Raw genomic sequence first — 18815 nt, 5'->3', positions numbered from 1 at the left:
AATCAAAATGAGTGAATTAATTCACCAAGAGGCCGTTAAATTAATCATGTACTGTAATTATTTTTAGACATGATGGATTGATCGAGAATTGCGTCTGGTTCTTCAAGTAATATGCTCTCCTCTTTTAATTCGGTATATAAATAAAAGCAGAAAATATGCCAAATATAAAGAGTTTTTTATTATTAAAAAATTGATTTAAAACAGTTAGCTGAAACTTAATAAATGCTACAAAATGTGTCTAAAATATTTATGCGCCAAGAGTGATCAAACTTGCACCAAAACGATATCAAAATGGGGTTTTATGGTACAGTTTTTGATAATGGAATCTTCACCAATTACTCTTCTCTAGCTTTAATTATGAATACTAAAGCCGCTCAGATTTAGGTTTCGATTAAAATTTGCACTACAGGTGAATTTCTATACAATAAATTCCATAAAAATGCCCGAACAATAAGGAAATTTAATGAAGACTTCCACTCTCCTTCGTACTGCCATTCTTTGTACGCCTTTTATTTTTGCGGCATGTAGCAAAACCGAGCAAGCAGAAACCTCCAAAACCGAAATCCAGCAGGAAGATACCACGCAAGCTGCCGAAACGGCACAGACACAAGCTTTTGACATCAGTAAAATACCACTCAGCACAGCGACACTCGGTGACTTTCCTTATATTGCCCTGCCAGATGGTTATATCTATCAAAATACCGAGCAGCGCAATTTTGAGCGTGTTCCATTCTGGACAGGACAGCAACTGGAATGGATCGAAGGACAATTATTCAGTTCAGGCATTACCTCGAAACCGGAATATAAAGAAGGCAATTTTTTAGAAATTCAGCGTAATCTGGAGAGTGTGATCAAGGATTTGGGCGGTGTGGAAATTGCCAATAGCCAGATTCCAAAAGACATCATCGAAAAAATTCCGAAGGATTTTCAGGTGCAATATTATGCGGGTCTGGGGGATATTTTTAACTACCCGACCAAGACTTATGTGGTTCGTCAGGAAGATAAGACTGCATGGTTCCAGCTAACCCAATCTGGTAATTATATTTCGCTGATGGTGGCTGAATCTAAATCTTTAAATGTGACTGCCAAAGCCCTGACTTCAAGTGCACTAAAACAAAGTCTTGATCAGGACGATAAAGTCAGCGTACAGATTAACTTTGCAACCGATAAAGCCGAGATTTTGCCGGACTCACAAGCGCAAATTGAGCAGATGGTTGCCTTATTAAATGACAACCCGGATTTAAAACTGGGCATTTATGGTCATACCGACAATACCGGTGATGCAGCTTATAACTTAGAGCTGTCTGATCAGCGTGCGCAAAGTGTGGTTACTGCCCTGACCAAAGCAGGTATTGAAGGCAGTCGTTTAACTGCCAAAGGTTTCGGGAATACTCAGCCTGTTGCAGATAATTCGAATGAAGATGGTAAAGCGAAGAATCGTCGGGTGGAGTTGGTGAAGCTGTAAAAGTAAGTCTATAAGACTTTGAAAATGTTTTAAAAGTGTACCATTACTGATAAATTACCCCCCATAATTCGGGGGCTTTTTTTATGACAGAAAAACTATATTATTGGGCTGAAAATTTAGAAAACTATACATCAGATAACGACAGTGAAACGGGCTATAATGAAGTTATAGAAATCAAACGTCTTAACTTTTTTATTGGAAAAAATAATTCTGGTAAAAGTCGTTTCATTCGTAATCTGTTTCAAACCACTCAAGGTCAGCAACTATATAATTCTCTTCAATTTAGAAGGCTATTGGCTTTCAAAAAGCAATTACAAATAAGTAAAAAATATAGTGATAATAATACCTACTATAACCATTTTTTGAAAACAACAGAGGACATTAAGCCATCAAAAATAGGTTCTGCAAATTCTAACTTTCCACAAGCACTTGATTACTTATCAAGAATTGGACAGCTATCAAGTCTTTACTCAAACAACAATAAATCTATTGCTACATCAATGTTTAATAAAGAAATAGAATTAAACTTAAATCCTATTTTCATAAACAAAAAATTTTACATCCCTATACTTCGAGGAATGCGTCCTGTCACTGACAAAGAGAATAAATATCCATATATTGAGCGAGCTCAGAAAGATTATTTCCAAGATCATAATAAATTTAATCAAGACAACATCATTACAGGTGAACGCCTTTACTATGAACTAAAAGTCCATTTATTAGGTAAACCACAACAACGTGAACTGATAAAACAATATGAAGAAAAATTAAGTCAGTATTTTTTTGATAATGAAACCGTCACTCTAATTCCATATATTGGTAAAGATGATAATGGTCATGAGAATGATGTTGTACATATTAAAATTGGTGAGGATGATCAATTCCCAATTTATAAACTAGGTGATGGTCTTCAACAAGCAATTATTCTGACTTATGAAGCCTATATCAAAAGCAAAGACAAAAATGGTAATACAGAAATCCATGCATTCTTTATAGAAGAACCAGAATTGCATATGCATGCAGGTATGGTTCGACAACTGATGAATTTCTACTTAAATGAAACTTCACACTATTATTTCTTTACTACACATTCAAATCATTTACTTGATATGGCAGATGAATCTGACCAAGTTATGATTCAAAAATTTGTAAAACAAGCTAGACAAGATAATCCTAAAGAATTCGAGTTTAAAATTTATCGATGCGACCGTGATCGCGATTTACTTGCTTCTCTAGGTGTTCGCCCTTCATCTGTATATCTAGCTAATTGCACGATTTGGGTAGAAGGAATTACCGATAGACTCTATATCACTAAATATATGGAACAGTATTTGTCGGAGTTAAAAGAATCAAATCCTGATCTTTATAAAAAGTATCGTCGTTTTATGCCTAATTATCATTATACATTCGTGGAATATTCCGGAAGTAATTTATCTCACTGGTCATTTGATGATGATTACCCTAAAACAAGAGAAGAAAGAATTGAATTCCTTCAGCAAGATCGAGGTCAAAGTGCAACTTCCGTCGCAAGTGACATGCTATTGATTGCTGATGGAGACATACAAAAAAATTCTGAAAAAATAAAATTTTTAAGAAAAGAATTGAATAGAGATAATTTAATTATTTTGGAATGTAAAGAAACAGAGAATACTCTACCTAAAAATGCAATTATTCGAGTTGCGAAAGCAAAATTTCCACGCCTAAAAAATGTACGACAGAGCTATGATATTTCCTTAATTGATAATATTAATCAAGATGATTATTTTGATAATGCTCAATACGGTATTGGTCGCTTAATAGATGAAAAAATTAAGAAACCAACATCAAATACAACCAAAACTGCTTTTGCTGATGGTCCTGGTGTCGGGACTATTAAAGATAAACTAAAATTTTGCCGTGAAATTATCAAAGATTTTGATGAAAATCCTGATTGGAAGCTTACACCTAAAGCTAAAGAATTATGTGAAAAAATTTTTAAGCATATTGAAAGATGTAATAAATAAATTTTAATCTCCCCTAACCCCTCTTTAATAAAGAGGGGGAAATTCCCTCCTTTGGAAAAGGAGGGTTAGGGAGGATTTTTAAGCCACTGGTGCCAAAATAAATAACACCTGTCCTGTTTTCACAGTATGAGCTGATTAAACATTAAACCCAATATGTTTCCCTGTAGGCAGCTCTACATCGATACGCAGCTTTCCACCCATAGCTTCTACATATTTTTTCATTGTCGAAATCTTGAGATCATTGCCACGATTCTCAATTGCAGACAGTGAAGGCTGTTTAATCCCTAAAGTTTCAGCCAGTTCTTTTTGAGAAATTTCCAACTCTTCACGAATCATATGAAGATGTTGCTCAAGCAGCAGCTCTTCCGCCATTTCCTGAATACGTGCCTGACTCTCAGGAGAACGTTTCGCCAATAATTCTTGCAAAGTTTTAGCCATGTCAGTTTACTCCTAAAGATTTCAAATGCAGTGAATACTGTTCATCTGCAATTGCCAGCATCTCCGTATAGAAACGCTTGTTACCACTTTTATCACCAATGCAGAGTACAATTGCCTGTCTTAATGGATCAAAAGCAAAAAATGCCCGGATTGGTTTTCCTCTATGTTGAACACGTAGCTCTTTCATATTGGTATATTTAGAGTTATATATTGTGTCTACCAAAGGTCGCCCAAGACTTGGCCCTTGACTCTGTAATACCACCAAAGCTGCTAAGACTTTTTCTTGTGTCGATTCGTCCTGTTGTTCAAGCCATTCATTAAATACATCTGTGGTCAGTACCGTCCACATACCACAACCCAAATATAGACTATAAGCTATATATTACTAATGTCCACTCTATACTGCAAATAAAAAACCGCCCTTATGGACGGTCTTTAAAAGTTCCCTCCTTTTTCAAAGGAGGATTAGGGAAATTCTTTAAGCCACTGGTGCTAACGTAAACAACACCTGCCCTGTTTTCACCGTTTGCCCTTTCTCAATCGTAATCGTATCTACACGCATACGTTCAGGGGCAATAATCGGAATCTCAATCTTCATTGCTTCAATTACGGCCAAGGTGGCACCTTCTTCCACGATATCACCAGACTGACATTCAATTTTCCAGATTGAACCCGGCATATGTGATTCCACCGCACAGCCACCATCCGGAATAGCAACGGTTTCACCATCATCGACCGCATCCAGACTTTCAGACACGTATTCAGCCAGTCCAGCTTCATGCCAGCGACGGCGTTCTGCTTCAAAGTTCGCTTGTTGTGTTGCCTTAAACTCGCTAATGGTGTCGGCATTGTCGGTCAGGAACTGGTTGTACTCTTTCAGGTTCAACACACCTTCTTCAATACGCAGTTTCAGACGGCCTGCCTTAAAGTCCTCACGCATTTGCATCAGTTCTTCTTCAGACACTTCATAGAACTTGATCTGGTCAAAGAAGCGTAGTAACCATGGCTTGCCTTGCTCGAAGTCGGCATTTTTACGGTAACGCGACCACATTTGCGTAGTACGACCGACAAACTGATAACCACCAGGGCCTTCCATACCATATACGCACATATAAGCACCACCGATCCCTACAGCATTTTCAGGCGTCCAGGTACGTGCAGGGTTATATTTCGTTGTGACTAAACGTTGACGCGGATCAAGCGGGGTTGCCACAGGTGCACCTAAATATACATCGCCTAGGCCCATCACCAAATAACTTGCATCATAGACCACATCTTTCACAGCTTGTTTATCTTTCAAACCATTAATACGGCGGATAAATTCGATATTGTCCGGACACCATGGCGCATCTGGACGCACAGTTTGCATATAGCGTTCAGTTGCCAACTGGGTTTGCGAATCTTCCCAAGCAAGTGGCAGATATACCGTACGCGATGGCACTTCCATTTCAGTCACATCAGGCAATTCAGTTTCAGCCACTTGCAACAGGCGCAACAGGTCGAGCTGATCCAGCTTGATAGAATCAAAATGGATTTGCAGCGAACGAATGCCCGGTGTCAGGTCAATAATGCCCGGAATATTCTGTTTTTGAACCCATTGCATCAAGGCATGGATACGGAACCGCAGGTTCAGATCCAGCACCAGCTCGCCATATTCCACCAGCATGTAGTTATTACCCGCTGGGCGATACACCACATCTGGCGCACCATTTTCACTTTTTAAGATATCCAGCACTGCATTTTTTAGCGTAGCAAGTTCTGGGTAGAAGGATTCATTAAATGAAACTTCCTGAGTATCCAGTGCTTCAAGCTGCGCATGATATTTTTCATTCAGCAATTTGGCTTGGTGATAGCTGACTGGAACAAATTTCACTTTGTCACCGGCTTTGAGCTGACCGAGTTTCCACAGCTCAGAATTGATCACCACTGCTGGACAGACGAAACCACCCAAACTTGGCCCATCTGGACCGAGAATAATCGGCATATCACCGGTGAAATCAATCGCACCAATCGCATAAGCATTGTCATGAATATTCGATGGATGCAGACCTGCTTCACCGCCATCCTCACGCGCCCATTCTGGTTTTGGTCCGATCAAACGGATACCGGTACGGCTGGAGTTAAAGTGAATCTCAAAGGTATTGGCAAAGAAAGTATCAATGTCATTTTTAGTAAAGAAATCAGGCGCACCATGTGGGCCATACATCACCGCAATTTCCCATTCATGACTGAATGATGGAATTTGTTCAGGCGCAAGTGCTTTCACTTCATCGCTTGTGAATGCGGTGATTGGAAGCATATCGCCGATTAGTAAGTTACGACCGGCATGACCGCCAAACTGACCGAGGGTAAAGGTCGCTTGTGAACCCAAGTATTCAGGTACATTCAGACCACCTTTGATGCCGATATACGTCCGGCAACCGGTAGCGATCTTGCCACATTTCAGCACCTGACCTTTACGCACATTCACGGTTTGCCACATTGGCACAGCCACACCATCCAGTGTTGATGGCATATCCCCACCCGCCAGTACGATCTGGCTGTCGCAGTGGAATTTCAGTGTTGGACCTTGCAGGGTACATTCCAGACCGGCGGTATTTGGCGCATTGCCTAAAAGCTGGTTGGCGACATTGAGCGATAATGGATCAATCGCACCAGATGGTGGCACCCCCACATCCCAATAACCGAGACGACCAGTGACATCCTGCACAGCAGTTTGGATGCCTGCTTGCAGCACTTCAATCTTCTGGGTTTTCCACTCAAAGGTATTCAGGAAACGTGTGGTTTGTGTTCCCGCCTTAAACACCTCACAGTCGATGATGTTTTGCAGATATTCCAGGTTGGTTTCGATGCCCGCCACTTGAGTTTTCGCCAGTGTATCCGTCATCGCCTGAATCGCGGCTTCCCGGTCATCTGCTGTGACAATGACTTTGGCAATCATCGGGTCATAGAAAGACGATACATTCGAACCCGTTTCTACCCAGGTTTCATTACGTGCGTTTTCATCAAACTCGACATAGGTCAGCAGACCGGCACTTGGCTGGAAGTTCTTGATCGGGTCTTCGGCATACAGGCGCACCTGAATCGAATGGCCTTTGGATTCCAGTGGCTCTGTTGGTGCAGTCCAGTCTCCGCTGGCAAGCGTCACCATCCATTCCACCAGGTCCACACCAAAGACTTGCTCCGTCACACCATGTTCGACTTGCAGACGGGTATTCACTTCAAGGAAGTAGAATTCTTGTGTGTCGGTATCCATGACAAATTCAACTGTACCCGCAGAACGGTAGTTCACTGACTCCATCAGCTGAATCGCTACATTCTGGATATAGGCACGTTGCTCATCGCTAATGTGCGGTGCTGGCGTTTCCTCGATCACTTTCTGGTTACGACGTTGTACCGAACAATCGCGTTCACCCAGCGCAATCACCTTGCCTTGGCCATCACCAAAAATCTGCACTTCGATGTGACGCGCATTTTGTACGAATTTTTCCAGGTACAGACCTGCATCTTTAAAGTTGGCTTGTGCCAAGTAAGACACGGTTGCATAGGCATCTTTCAACTCAGCTTCATTCCAGACCAGACGCATGCCGATCCCGCCACCACCCGCAGTACTTTTCAGCATGACTGGGTAACCGATACGCGCCGCCTCTGTCAGTGCTTCAGCTTCATCTGCCAGTAATTGACTGCCTGGAAGCAATGGTACATTGGCCTGAATTGCCAACTCACGCGCCGTATGCTTTAAACCAAAAGCACGCATTTGTGCCGAATTTGGACCAATAAAGGCAATGCCTTGTGATTCACACAGGTCGCAGAATTCTGCATTTTCAGACAGGAAGCCATAACCCGGGTGAATTGCTTGAGCACCGGTCTGTTTCGCGACTTCCAGAATTTTTTCGATATTTAAATAACTTTGGCTGGCAGGAGCTTCACCAATATACACAGCTTCATCTGCAAGAGTGACGTGCAATGAATCACGATCGGCTTCGGAATAGACAGCGACAGATTGAATCCCCAGTTTTTTCAGGGTACGGATCACGCGGCAGGCAATCGCGCCACGGTTGGCAATCAGAACTTTATTAAACATAACTTATACCTCCTCGCCTTCACGTACCACCAGCTGGATTTGTGTCGGGTTATAGGCATTACATGGGTTATTCAATTGCGGACAGTTCGAGATCAGTACGATCAGGTCCATTTCTGCCTTGATTTCCACATACTTGCCCGGTGCCGAAATACCATCATCAAATTTCAGGTGACCATCGGCAGTCACCGGCACATTCATAAAGAAGTTGATGTTTGGACCGATGTGACGCACGTTTAAGCCATGTTTTTTCGCGACCGGATGTTTTGCCAGCGCATACATAAAATTGTTACGGCAGCTGTGCATTGGGTATTTGTCATGTGCATAACGGACTGTATTACTTTCACATGAACATGCACCGCCTAAGGTATCGTGACGGCCACAGTTATCATCATTGATCACGGCAATAGCACGGCCAAAGTTGCTATATAAAGTGGTACCTTTTTCCAGATAAATCTGCTGGTTAATCGCCAGTGTATCGGTTGCGCTATAACGCTCTTCCGGATTTTCAGCCGAGATAAATAAGGTATCGACTGCCTGATTCCCTTCCAGATCAATGATGCGGAAGTACTGGCCTTTTTTGACTTCGCACATCCATGCTTCACCGGCAGGACAGATTTCGCTAAGAACTGTTTTTTCGAATTGTTGTAGAGCTGTCATGGTTATTCTCCTGCCTTAAACGTTAGAAAGTGCGTAGTAACGTGCGTTGTTCTGGAATGCACGCTGGTTCTGCGGACAGGAGTCACGGCAGATATCAGTTTCGCCTAAACTATTGGCTTTAAACAAAGATAACTGGATGTCAGCCGGTTGATATGCCGCACTATTATCAAGTCCATGCGGTGCAGCAGATAGGAACACCAGACAATCCATTTCAAAACGCAGTTCGATGATTTGGTCGGTATTGTCTGAAGGCACATAAGATAATGCACCCGCATCATTTGGGGTGACTTTGGAGAACAGGTTTACGGTAGCACTCAGGTCAGTTTGGCCTAAAGAGAATTTAGATAATTCAACCAATAAACCATCTAAACCACTTTGGTACATGTCATTGCGGGCATCCTGAAACGTACGGATGCCAAACTGTTTTTCAATTTGTTCAGGACGAGATGGACCACAGAAGGTATCGTTCCAGCCAGCTTCATCTTTCACGATGGATGCCATCACACGACCTAGATCGGAATACAGTACATTGCCTGCAGTTAGGTACGCGGTATGCTGGCCTTTCAGGCTGTCTGGCATGTTGTAGCGTTCCAGCTTGTCTTCGGCATTGACACAGAACAGGGATACATTGGCATTAGCGCCCAATGCCTTGAATTGCAGAACTGCACCTTTTTGAATGCGTCCGGACCAATGGTGCCCTCCCGGCAAGATTTCAGTCCAAAGTGTTTGATTGTTGTGGTACTTATTGTCTATTGCGCCCATGTGCATGACCTCTCTAAGGTTTTTGTTCCAACCTCCCGGGCTTTTATCCCTCCGTGTAGCTCAATCAATCGAGCCGTGAACTCTCGGTCTCAGGCGCAGTTTTTTGAAAAAACTGCCGGAACCCTAGATCACTTTATGATGTGTAAATAAATGCAAATGACGTGCCAATTTAGTATTACGATTTTTATTATTAGTAATACTTAAAATGCTCAAAATAAGTTCATTTTACGAATTTATTGATAAATACAGTCTGGATGTGCACCCAAACTGGACTTTTTATCTCTATCCAAAAACGGGATAATGGCGGTGAAAGAGAATTGGGTGTGACATGTTTAAAGATAAAAAGCTGGTATGTTTTGACCTGGATGGGACCTTGATTGATTCAGTGGGAATCTGGAACCAAGTCGATGCTGCCCTGATTCAGGAATTGTCGGGGATCGAAGTCGGTCTGGATCAGATTCAGCAACAGCGTGACCTGCAACTGAAAGCCTTTAGACATATGCCCGATCCCTATCTGGAATATTGTGGCTATTTAAAAGACCTATATGGTTTCAAGCCAAGCAAGGAAGAGGTTAAAAATCGCCGTTATCATATTTCACGGCATTTTCTGGATCATGTGATTGAACTCAAACCGCAAGCTGAGCTGCTGATTCAAGCTCTAAAACAGCAAGGGATACAATTGGCACTCACGACTACCACTAGTTTATTCAATGTGCAGCGTTATCAGGACAATAACCAGAAGATTAATCAGAAAATCAGTTTTGATGATGATTTTGCGATTATTTTGACTCGTGAAAATGTTGAGAATATCAAACCGCATCCAGAAGTGTATTTAAATGCGCTCCAGCATTTTGAAATTGAGGCTAAAGATTGCCTGATTGTTGAAGACTCTTTAATTGGGGTGGAAGCTGCCAACAATGCGGGAATTGATGTCGTTGCAATTTACGACCAGTATTCTGCGCATGAAATAGATCTGATCAAAGCCAAGGCAGATTATTTTGTAGAAGATTTTGCTGGTCTCATAAAATTGGTGAACTAAAAAAATGCCATGAATCCTCCCTGATCATGGCATTTTTCGTGTTATCTCTGAATTGATTAGATTAGAGCATTATTTGGCTTTTTTATAGACGGAGCCTGAACCGACCAGATTGCCAGTTTTTTCGTCAATTGCGAAATCAACGACACCTGTACCTGAATTAATCTGAAGCAGACCATTATCAGCGACTGAAGCTGGCATCGGATTTTTCTTGTCAGTTTTGCCGCTTTCTTTGTCTTTAATAGTATTGGTAATGAAATAGTTTTCACCATTTTTGGAAATCACCAGGATATTTTCCAATTTTGGATTTTCCAGTGTATTTTTCCAGTTCCCCTGATAATCTGGTGCTGGAGTTTCCGGGGTATTACACGCGGTTAACAGCAATAAAAGTGAGATGCCTGAAAAATATTTAAGATATTTCAAAACTGAGACCTTGAATGATAGAACGCGGCCATTATAAAAAGAACCTCCTTGAGGTAAACGCATAGCTTGTAGGCGAAGCGTTTCAGCGGTAGTAAATCTGTCCCGCCTTCGTCATTTTTTGAAAAACATCTTCATATTTCATTCATAAATTCGTGTGAACTGACCACTTTTTAACAGATAAAAAAATCCTCAATAGACCATCCAAATCTATTGAGGAGTACCAAACTGGATAATAGAGAAACCCTAAAAATTAATTTACAAGCTTAGATTTAAAGTAACGAAACACCGATTTAACTGCGTGAGTTTTTTCTGCAATTTGCTGATTCCATTCATTTGGCAGTGAGCATTTCGCCAGTCTGACCCATACAGTCGAGAACTGTTTCATAAAGCTGGCTTCGTTATAGTGAATCCCGTACTCAGCACATAAGGCTTTGATTTTTGGTGCAACTTCAGCATAACGGTTTGCTGGCATATCTGGGAACAGATGATGCTCAATCTGATGGCTTAAATTCCCACTCAGAATATGCAACCAGTTCGCGCCACTGAAGTTGCTCGAACCACGGATCTGACGCAGATACCATTCCGCACGGGTTTCATTGTCGGTATTGTCCATTTCAAAGGTTTCTGCATCTTCAGTGAAATGTCCATTAAAGATCACCGCAGACGCCCATAGGCTACGAATCACATTGGCAACCGCATTCCCAGTAAATACTGGAATGGCATTTGGGCCAGCAATAATCGGGAAAAATACATAATCTTTCAGAACCTGACGGCGCATTTTTTTGCGTAAAGGTGCTGCTTCTTCCCAGACCTGTTTCCAGGTTTTGGTTTTATAGGCAATTACATCTTCCAGATGCAAACGCTGTACACCCACATACCATTCAAAGAACACCATCAACTGAATGGTTAAAGGAATATTCCAGATAAAACGTAGTTCCCACGGCTGAGATTCACTGACACGGATCAGACCATAACCGACATCATGATCCATACCGACAATATTAGTATACGTGTGGTGAATATAATTATGCGTGTATTTCCAGTCATCCCCAGTGGAAATAGTATCCCAATCATAAGTCGAACCATTCAGACTCGGATCATTCATCCAGTCGAACTGGCCGTGCATCACATTATGGCCAAGTTCCATATTTTCCACGATTTTCGAGATACCCAATAAGCCTGTTCCCGCTAACCAGACCGGTGGCAACCAGCCTGCGACCATCAGCATGCCACGGGAAGCAATCTCGCTATAACGTACAAAATTACGGATTTTATAAATATATTCTGCGTCTTTTTCGCCCAAATCTTCCATTACTTCACGGCGGATAGCATCAACCTTGGCACCGAACTCTTCAACCTGTTCCGGGCTTAGAAATTGAGATTTACTGTGTTTTTTAAAATCAATTTGCATATTCATGGGAGCACCTTCTTATTCGTTTAGTAATGGTTGAAATAGCTTATAAATTAATCACCACAGGACTGACGGCCTGTGAAATACAAAGTTTGATTGGAGTATTGCTGCCGTGGTCGATCTCACCCGTCAGCATGTTTTTAACTGAACCGCTGACTTTGGTACATGAGCAAGTATTACAAATGCCCATACGGCAACCATGCGCTGGACGAAGACCCGCCTGCTCTGCACTTTCCAGCAGATTAGATTCTGCCTGGAATTCCTGCTGCGATCTTAAAAACTGTACAGGCTGTGCTTTCACTTTTTCATCCATCGCAATCTGGAAATATTCAGAATGGAAGCTGGATTTCACCGCCAGTTTATCGGCAATTTTGAGTGCAGTTTTCATCATTCCCGCTGAACCACAGGCATAGATTTCACGCTGTTCAAAGTCTGGTACCAGCTTGTTTAGCAATTGCTGGCTCAGATGTTGCTTATGCTCGACTGTATTAAAATGATGATATTTCAGATGAGGATGCATCAACGCCAAGGTTTTGATCTCGGCATGAAATGCATCATCACGGGTGAAATAGATTAGATCAATCGGATGCTGAAACTGCACGACTGCTTTTTGCAATAAGGAATAAATTGCAGTAATGCCACTGCCTGATGCCAGAAACAGAATCGGTTTAGGAGAGTTTAATAAGGTAAATTCGCCCTGTGGCTGAGACAGCTCGACCACTGCACCTAGTTGCAATAAAGTTAGGGCACGCGACACTTTACCTTGCTGCTTGACTGCAATAATCACATCACCATTTTTTAAAATGGTCACGATAGAATAATGACGTTGATGACGTACTCCATCCAGACGCAGAGTCACCGCGATATTTTGACCGGCCTGAAATGATCCGCGGTTAAAGTTATAATTTGGACGTAACTGGATTTTGAAAAAGTCTGGGCTAACCGCCTGAATATTCACGACCGATGCTTTGACTTTTTTGAGTGCCCAGGTTGGATGGATTTTTTCACCAACAAAATCAATGAAATCTTCACGAATCCAATGCGGCTTGTAGGTTGTCATACTTGTCATTTTTATCCCCTCTATTCCGCAGACAGCATTAATGTACAACTGTCTATTTATTATGTAGTCCAGAATAAAGAATTTTGAAGCTCACACCATGTCAATGTAGGTCAAATTATGTGCTTAGAAACCATAGTTGGACTTTTTGTAAGACAATCCTAGCCAGAAAGTGCTGTTAAAACTGTATGAACTGAATAAATTGCTTTTTTGGTCTGTATATTTTTAGCAAAAACATATAAAAAAACTGACCTCTATATAAGAGATCAGTTTCTGTTTTAAATATTCGGTGAGTTAAAAAGGCAAAATTTTACCTTTTAAAGAAATAGCTTAACCTACGGCCTGTTCCAGCAAGATAGAGCCATAAAGTTCACGCAGGTCTTTTTTCAGCATCTTGCCGGTTCCACTTAACGGAATAGAATCTACAAAGATCACGCGATCCGGAATTTGCCATTTAGCGACCTTGTCCGCATAGTAATCCAGCATTTCAGCTTCACTCACATGACTCTCTGGCTTTTTAATCGCAATCAGAACGGGACGCTCATCCCATTTAGGATGCTGTGCCGCAATCACGGCAGCCATGGCAATTTCAGGATGTCCCATCGCCATATTTTCAAGATCGACTGAAGAGATCCATTCACCGCCTGACTTGATCAGATCTTTGGAACGGTCACACAGCTTCATAAATCCATCTTCATTTAAGGTAGCAATATCTCCGGTATCAAACCATCCATCTGCTGTGAGCGTAGATTCTTCCTTGCCAAAATAATGATCAATGATCCAGTGCCCTTTAATCTGCAGATTGCCTATGGTTTCACCATCTCGGGCAATTTCCTGGGTTCCTTTTTCTTCATCGGTTAAACGTAAATCAACGCCAAACGGTGGACGACCTTGAGACAGACGAATCTGCATTTTTTCTTCATCCGCCAGATCAAGGTGTTTGGTTTTTAGCTGATTGGCACTACCAAGTGGACTGGTTTCAGTCATCCCCCAAGCATGAATGGTTTCGCAGTTAAACTGCTCTTTAAAGGTTTTCAGCATAGCCGGTGGACAGGCAGAACCACCGACCACATTCCGTTTCAGGCTTTCCAGTTTTGAACCACTTTGCTGGGCAGCCGCAATCAGCCCTTGCCAGATCGTCGGAACACCTAAAGCCACAGAGACTTTATACGTATCAATCAGATTAACCAGACTAGCTCCATCCAGGCCTGGCCCCGGCAACACCAAGGTACAACCGACCATGGCAGCGGCATATGGGGTTCCCCAGGCATTGACATGGAACATTGGTACCACCGGCAGCATGATGTCACGCGCTGCCACATTCAGGGAATCCGGCATGATAATCGCATAACTATGCAGCACTGTTGAGCGATGGCTATATAAAACCCCTTTCGGATTTCCAGTCGTACCGGAGGTATAACACAGTGAACTTGCTGTATTTTCATCCAGTTCAGGCCAGTCAAATTCTGCAGATTGCTGGGCAAGCAAATCGTCATAAAACTGAACTTCCGGAATGGCTTCACGAATCGACGAATCTTCAGCATCCAGACAGATATACTGTTCTACAGTTTTTAATAACGGTTTGACGGCTTTAATTAAAGGTGCAAAGGTTTTATCAAACAGCAGTATTCGATCGGCAGCATCATTGATAATAAATACCAGCTGTTCCGGAAATAACCGCGGGTTAATGGTATGGCAAATCAGTCCACTTCCCGAAATGGCATACCATGATTCTAGATGTCGATGATTATTCCAGGCAATGGTCGCAACCCGATCGCCGAGTGTCAGACCGAATTGCTGTAATACATTGGCAAAACGTTTCGAGTTTTCCCGGATTTCTCCCCAATTGGTCTTTTTAATGCTGGTATCGGTATTTTTAGAAATGATCTCGGTATCGGCATGATAACGACCGGCATGTTCAATCATGCTGCTGATCAGTAAGGGCTGGAACATCATATTTCCGAGCATGCTTCACTCCTTTATCCTTGTTGTTTGTCCATCTGCTATATCGTTGTTATTTCTGTATGATGCGCTGGCGAAAAGCCTGTATTCATTTTTATCATCAAACAGTCTGAATCTAGCAAGGAAATCTGACTTTGTGAGTGTCAAATTGTGACAAAGTCATAGAGTGGATGCAGAAAAAGTAAAAAATAAAACTGGTAATGTGTGGCATAAAAAAAGCCCCAATTTAGATTGGGGCGATGATAGTGTTCAGGGAGAAGAGAATTTTAAAAGCCGCTCATCATAATTTTGTCTGCATTTACTACAAAGATAACGCCGAGGCAGAATAAACCGGCATAAAGTGCAAACCAGAGAATCATCTTCTTGAATGCTGCATCAGAAATACTGCTATCCGCATATTTTGGTGCTTTGTTGTCTTCTGAATTCATATGATCACCCATAGGTTGGTCTGGCGTTATGAGTTTTATTATCAGCAGACCTAAATCAACTGTATAGATACAATATTCATTTAAAAAAATATAACAGTTAGCCACTTATTTTTTTCATTTGTTATACTTTAATAACTTATTCATAATATAATTCTGATTATATTAGTACAGTTTAGATTTTATTTTCTTATGTTCAAATCTGAAAAGCTGGCCCAGAATATTCGCCAGATGATTGAAAATGGCGCATGGAAGGCGCATGACAAATTACCTTCATTACGGGAACAAACTGAACTGTCCGGCTATAGCCTGATGACGGTGCTTAATGCCTATCAGGTGCTTGAATCGCAAGGATTGGTCTATGCCAAAGATAAATCTGGCTACTATATTGCGGAGCGACCTCAAACCTATAACAGCAAAGAACCCGCGGTACAGATTGGCTTAAACTCCAAAGTTAAAATTAACTCTGTGGTATTTAATTATTTAAAGTCACTGCAAACTCCAAATATTGCACCTTTTGGTTCAGCTTTTCCAAATGCTGAACTATTATATAACAGCCGGTTTATGCAGATTCTGGCGCAGCATAGCAAAAGAAAAAGCAGTTATAGCCATCAAAATCATATGCCACCGGGTAATCAGGAATTACGCCAATTGATTGCCAACCGTTATCAGTTACAAGGCATAAACTGCACTTCGGATGACATTGTCATTACTTCTGGTGCCTTGGAAGCCCTCAATCTGTCTTTACAGGCTTTGACTCAACCTGGTGATTTTATCCTGCTCCAGCAAACCATTTTTTATGGTGCCTGGCAGGCGGCTGAACGTTTAGGCTTGCAAGTCATCACAATCCCTGAACATCCGCAGTTTGGTTTTGACCTGGAATCATTTGAACAAGCACTTAAACAGTACCCGATCAAAGTTTGCTGGCTGATGCTGAATGTGCATAATCCGATTGGCTTTACGGTAAATTCAGAGATCAAGCAAAGAATTGCAGAACTGTTAAATGAATATCAGGTATATCTGATTGAAGATGATGTCTATCAGGAACTCAATTATGGCGCTCATAAGCCGGTTTCCGTGAAATATTTTGATCAGCATCAACGGGTATTGCACTGCTCTTCATTTTCCAAAACATTGGGCATGGGTGCGCGGGTTGGCTGGGTTTTCGCTGGCCCATTTTCCGATGCAATCCAGCATTTACAGCTCATGAGTACTTTGACTGTTAGTCCGTTATTACAAAATGCACTGGTCGATTTTCTGTCCCATCATCATTATGAAAAGCATTTGCGTCATCTAAGACAGCAGCTGGAAAAGTATAAACAAAAGTTTTATCAGGAACTCAAAGCGCGTTTAGATTCAGTCTGTGAAATTTATTATTATTCCAGTGGCTATTTTCTCTGGATCAAATTGCCGGAACAGCTGGATGGTCAGGTTTTATATGAACAGCTGATTCAGCAGAATATTGCGATTGCCCCAGCTTTACTGTTTAAACCGGAACACACCAGCCAAAATTATATCCGGCTGAACTGTTCTTATGAGTGGACACCTGAGATTGAACACGCGGTGAATCTGCTGGCAAAAACGATCTTGCAAAATAGCAAAAGCGTGGATTAATTCATCCACGCTTTTATGGTAGTACTACTAGATCACCAAAGCTTAGAAACTATAAATGGCAACCGCATTAATTCGGTTGTCTTCGCCCTTACGACTGCTAATCGCATTACCTTCCGTATTTAATACAGGTCCATAGGCTTCACGTTCACCATAGACATATTCCAGACCCAAACTAAGTGGTTTGGTTGGGTTATAAAACACATTGGCCCATGCCTGCCATAAATCTTTATTGGCTTTAGTTTTATCTGTGGCTGATAAGGCGTTGATATAGTCTTGATCATCATCAAAATTCATATAGCCATAACCTAACGTGCCACGCAATTTGTCATTAAACTGCTGGGTCAAGCCGACAGTAATCGAATCAAATTCACTTTGGTAAAGATTTCCACCTGCTGCTATAACCCCAGGATTGGCATAAGAGACAAAACTGCTATCACCTTTGACATGATAATAATCTGCCTTAAGGCTGGTGCCTGGAACAAACTCGTATTTGGCACCTAAGCCCACCCCCCATGCAGTTTTTTCATCTTCATTCACGCGTTTTTCATTCCCCATCGCACGCGCGCTAACAGAAAGATTATCCGCAAATTTGTGGTTTAAGCGTGCAGTTAAAGCAGGTAAACGCTGTTTGATTCCCGTAATGGTCGCATCTTTCGGATCTTCTACTGCAAGCACCAGATTGGTCGCTGGACTCAAAGTACTGGTATGACGAATCTGAGGCGTCCGTTTAATTGAACCACCGGCATAAACCAGTGCATCTACCGTCTCAGGTATATAGTCTGGGGTCGCAAAGTTTGACCAAGTTTGACCAATTAACCAGTCAGCATAGCTGATATAGGCATGGCGGATACGCAGGTTATCAAAACTAGCCCCCCCCAGGAAATCGACCTCAACTTTACCACTTAAGGCTTTATCCCCAGCACCCACGGGCGCTTTAAAATCCATCCCTAAACGGGTGGCTGAAAGCGTGGACTTAAACTCATCACTGCGTTCACCTGTGCCTTCAAGAGGTACTGCATTAATCTGGTTATACATACGTGTCGCTGCACCGCCCTCAGCCTGATAAGAGGCATCGGCACGGATATTACCGTATAAATTAAACTCGGCCCCACTGGCAATTTTCATCACAGGTTTGCTCGCAGGGGCTACTGCTGTATTTGCAGGTGCCGGCGTTGTCGCTACAGGTGCAGTCACAGCAGCTGTCTGAGTTTGCTGCTGTTCAATCAGGGCGCGTAGAGCTTGAACTTCCTGACGCAACTGCTCAATTTCCTGCTGATTGGACTGAGCTGGAGTTTGTGCCTGGGTAGCCAAGCTGATGCCCCCTAAACTCATTGCCATCATGCTCATCAGAACCGTGCGTTTTAATGTGATTGTTTGATTATTAAATAATTGTTTCGTGTTCATCCTAAACTCACTTTTTTATTATGCGTCTCGATTCTAGCAACAGATCACCACCGCTTACGATGGCGATCTCTATC

General features: G+C 42.0%; 15 protein-coding genes and 1 riboswitch. Of the genes, 4 read left to right on the top strand and 11 right to left on the bottom strand.

Annotation, left to right across the window (positions count from 1 at the left end):
* Positions 1-463 precede the first annotated feature (463 nt).
* Entirely contained in the window at positions 464-1465 is a 1002-nt protein-coding gene (locus tag FTV14_RS02510; protein ID WP_179992577.1) for an OmpA family protein, read from the top strand.
* A gap of 83 nt (positions 1466-1548) precedes the next feature.
* A complete protein-coding gene (locus FTV14_RS02505) occupies positions 1549-3468 on the top strand; it encodes an AAA family ATPase (RefSeq protein ID WP_179992578.1) in 1920 nt (639 codons plus the stop codon).
* 135 nt (positions 3469-3603) lie between these two features.
* On the opposite strand, the gene FTV14_RS02500 is transcribed toward FTV14_RS02505, so the two are convergent.
* From FTV14_RS02500 to FTV14_RS02480, 5 genes are all read right to left on the bottom strand, one after another.
* A complete protein-coding gene (locus tag FTV14_RS02500; RefSeq protein ID WP_179992579.1) occupies positions 3604-3906 on the bottom strand; it encodes a helix-turn-helix domain-containing protein in 303 nt (100 codons plus the stop codon).
* 1 nt (position 3907) lies between these two features.
* Positions 3908-4255 (bottom strand): type II toxin-antitoxin system RelE/ParE family toxin, encoded by a 348-nt coding sequence (locus FTV14_RS02495; protein ID WP_179992580.1) that lies wholly within the window; start codon positions 4253-4255, stop codon positions 3908-3910.
* 129 nt (positions 4256-4384) lie between these two features.
* Positions 4385-7990 (bottom strand): urea carboxylase, encoded by a 3606-nt coding sequence (uca, locus tag FTV14_RS02490; protein WP_180053250.1) that lies wholly within the window; start codon positions 7988-7990, stop codon positions 4385-4387.
* Between the two features lie 3 nt (positions 7991-7993).
* Positions 7994-8647 carry an urea amidolyase associated protein UAAP2 gene (locus FTV14_RS02485; protein WP_180053249.1) on the bottom strand — a complete coding sequence of 218 codons (654 nt, stop codon included), beginning with the start codon at positions 8645-8647 and terminating at the stop codon, positions 7994-7996.
* Positions 8648-8662: 15 nt separating this feature from the next.
* The gene (locus FTV14_RS02480; RefSeq protein ID WP_180053248.1) at positions 8663-9409 is read right to left on the bottom strand and encodes an urea amidolyase associated protein UAAP1; all 747 of its coding nucleotides are present in this window, start codon (positions 9407-9409) and stop codon (positions 8663-8665) included.
* A gap of 30 nt (positions 9410-9439) precedes the next feature.
* Positions 9440-9547, bottom strand: a riboswitch (guanidine-I (ykkC/yxkD leader).
* Positions 9548-9737: 190 nt separating this feature from the next.
* Between FTV14_RS02480 and FTV14_RS02475 the strand changes: the two genes are divergently transcribed.
* Positions 9738-10448 carry an HAD family phosphatase gene (locus tag FTV14_RS02475; protein ID WP_180053247.1) on the top strand — a complete coding sequence of 237 codons (711 nt, stop codon included), beginning with the start codon at positions 9738-9740 and terminating at the stop codon, positions 10446-10448.
* A 69-nt stretch (positions 10449-10517) separates the two neighbouring features.
* On the opposite strand, the gene FTV14_RS02470 is transcribed toward FTV14_RS02475, so the two are convergent.
* The 5 genes from FTV14_RS02470 to FTV14_RS02450 form a co-directional block, all read right to left on the bottom strand.
* Complete coding sequence (locus FTV14_RS02470) at positions 10518-10868, bottom strand: hypothetical protein (protein ID WP_159122938.1); 351 nt, start codon at positions 10866-10868, stop codon at positions 10518-10520.
* A gap of 250 nt (positions 10869-11118) precedes the next feature.
* Entirely contained in the window at positions 11119-12285 is a 1167-nt protein-coding gene (locus FTV14_RS02465) for an acyl-CoA desaturase (RefSeq protein WP_180053246.1), read from the bottom strand.
* Positions 12286-12325: 40 nt separating this feature from the next.
* Complete coding sequence (locus FTV14_RS02460) at positions 12326-13348, bottom strand: flavin reductase family protein (RefSeq protein ID WP_180002026.1); 1023 nt, start codon at positions 13346-13348, stop codon at positions 12326-12328.
* 318 nt (positions 13349-13666) lie between these two features.
* Positions 13667-15304, bottom strand: a complete 1638-nt coding sequence (locus tag FTV14_RS02455) for a long-chain-fatty-acid--CoA ligase (RefSeq protein ID WP_180017337.1) — start codon at positions 15302-15304, stop codon at positions 13667-13669.
* Positions 15305-15564: 260 nt separating this feature from the next.
* Positions 15565-15726, bottom strand: coding sequence for a hypothetical protein (locus tag FTV14_RS02450; RefSeq protein WP_162835335.1), 162 nt, complete (start codon positions 15724-15726; stop codon positions 15565-15567).
* 189 nt (positions 15727-15915) lie between these two features.
* Between FTV14_RS02450 and FTV14_RS02445 the strand changes: the two genes are divergently transcribed.
* Positions 15916-17337, top strand: coding sequence for a PLP-dependent aminotransferase family protein (locus FTV14_RS02445; protein WP_180053245.1), 1422 nt, complete (start codon positions 15916-15918; stop codon positions 17335-17337).
* Between the two features lie 42 nt (positions 17338-17379).
* Here FTV14_RS02445 and FTV14_RS02440 read toward each other — a convergent pair whose 3' ends face one another.
* A complete protein-coding gene (locus FTV14_RS02440) occupies positions 17380-18741 on the bottom strand; it encodes a DcaP family trimeric outer membrane transporter (RefSeq protein WP_180053244.1) in 1362 nt (453 codons plus the stop codon).
* Positions 18742-18815 lie beyond the last annotated feature (74 nt).

The sequence above is a fragment of the Acinetobacter sp. YH12236 genome (genome assembly GCF_013417645.1).
In the GTDB taxonomy this organism is placed as follows: Bacteria; Pseudomonadota; Gammaproteobacteria; order Pseudomonadales; family Moraxellaceae; genus Acinetobacter.
Note: the sequence above shows the minus strand (reverse complement) of the source record. Positions and strands in the feature narration are given on the sequence as shown.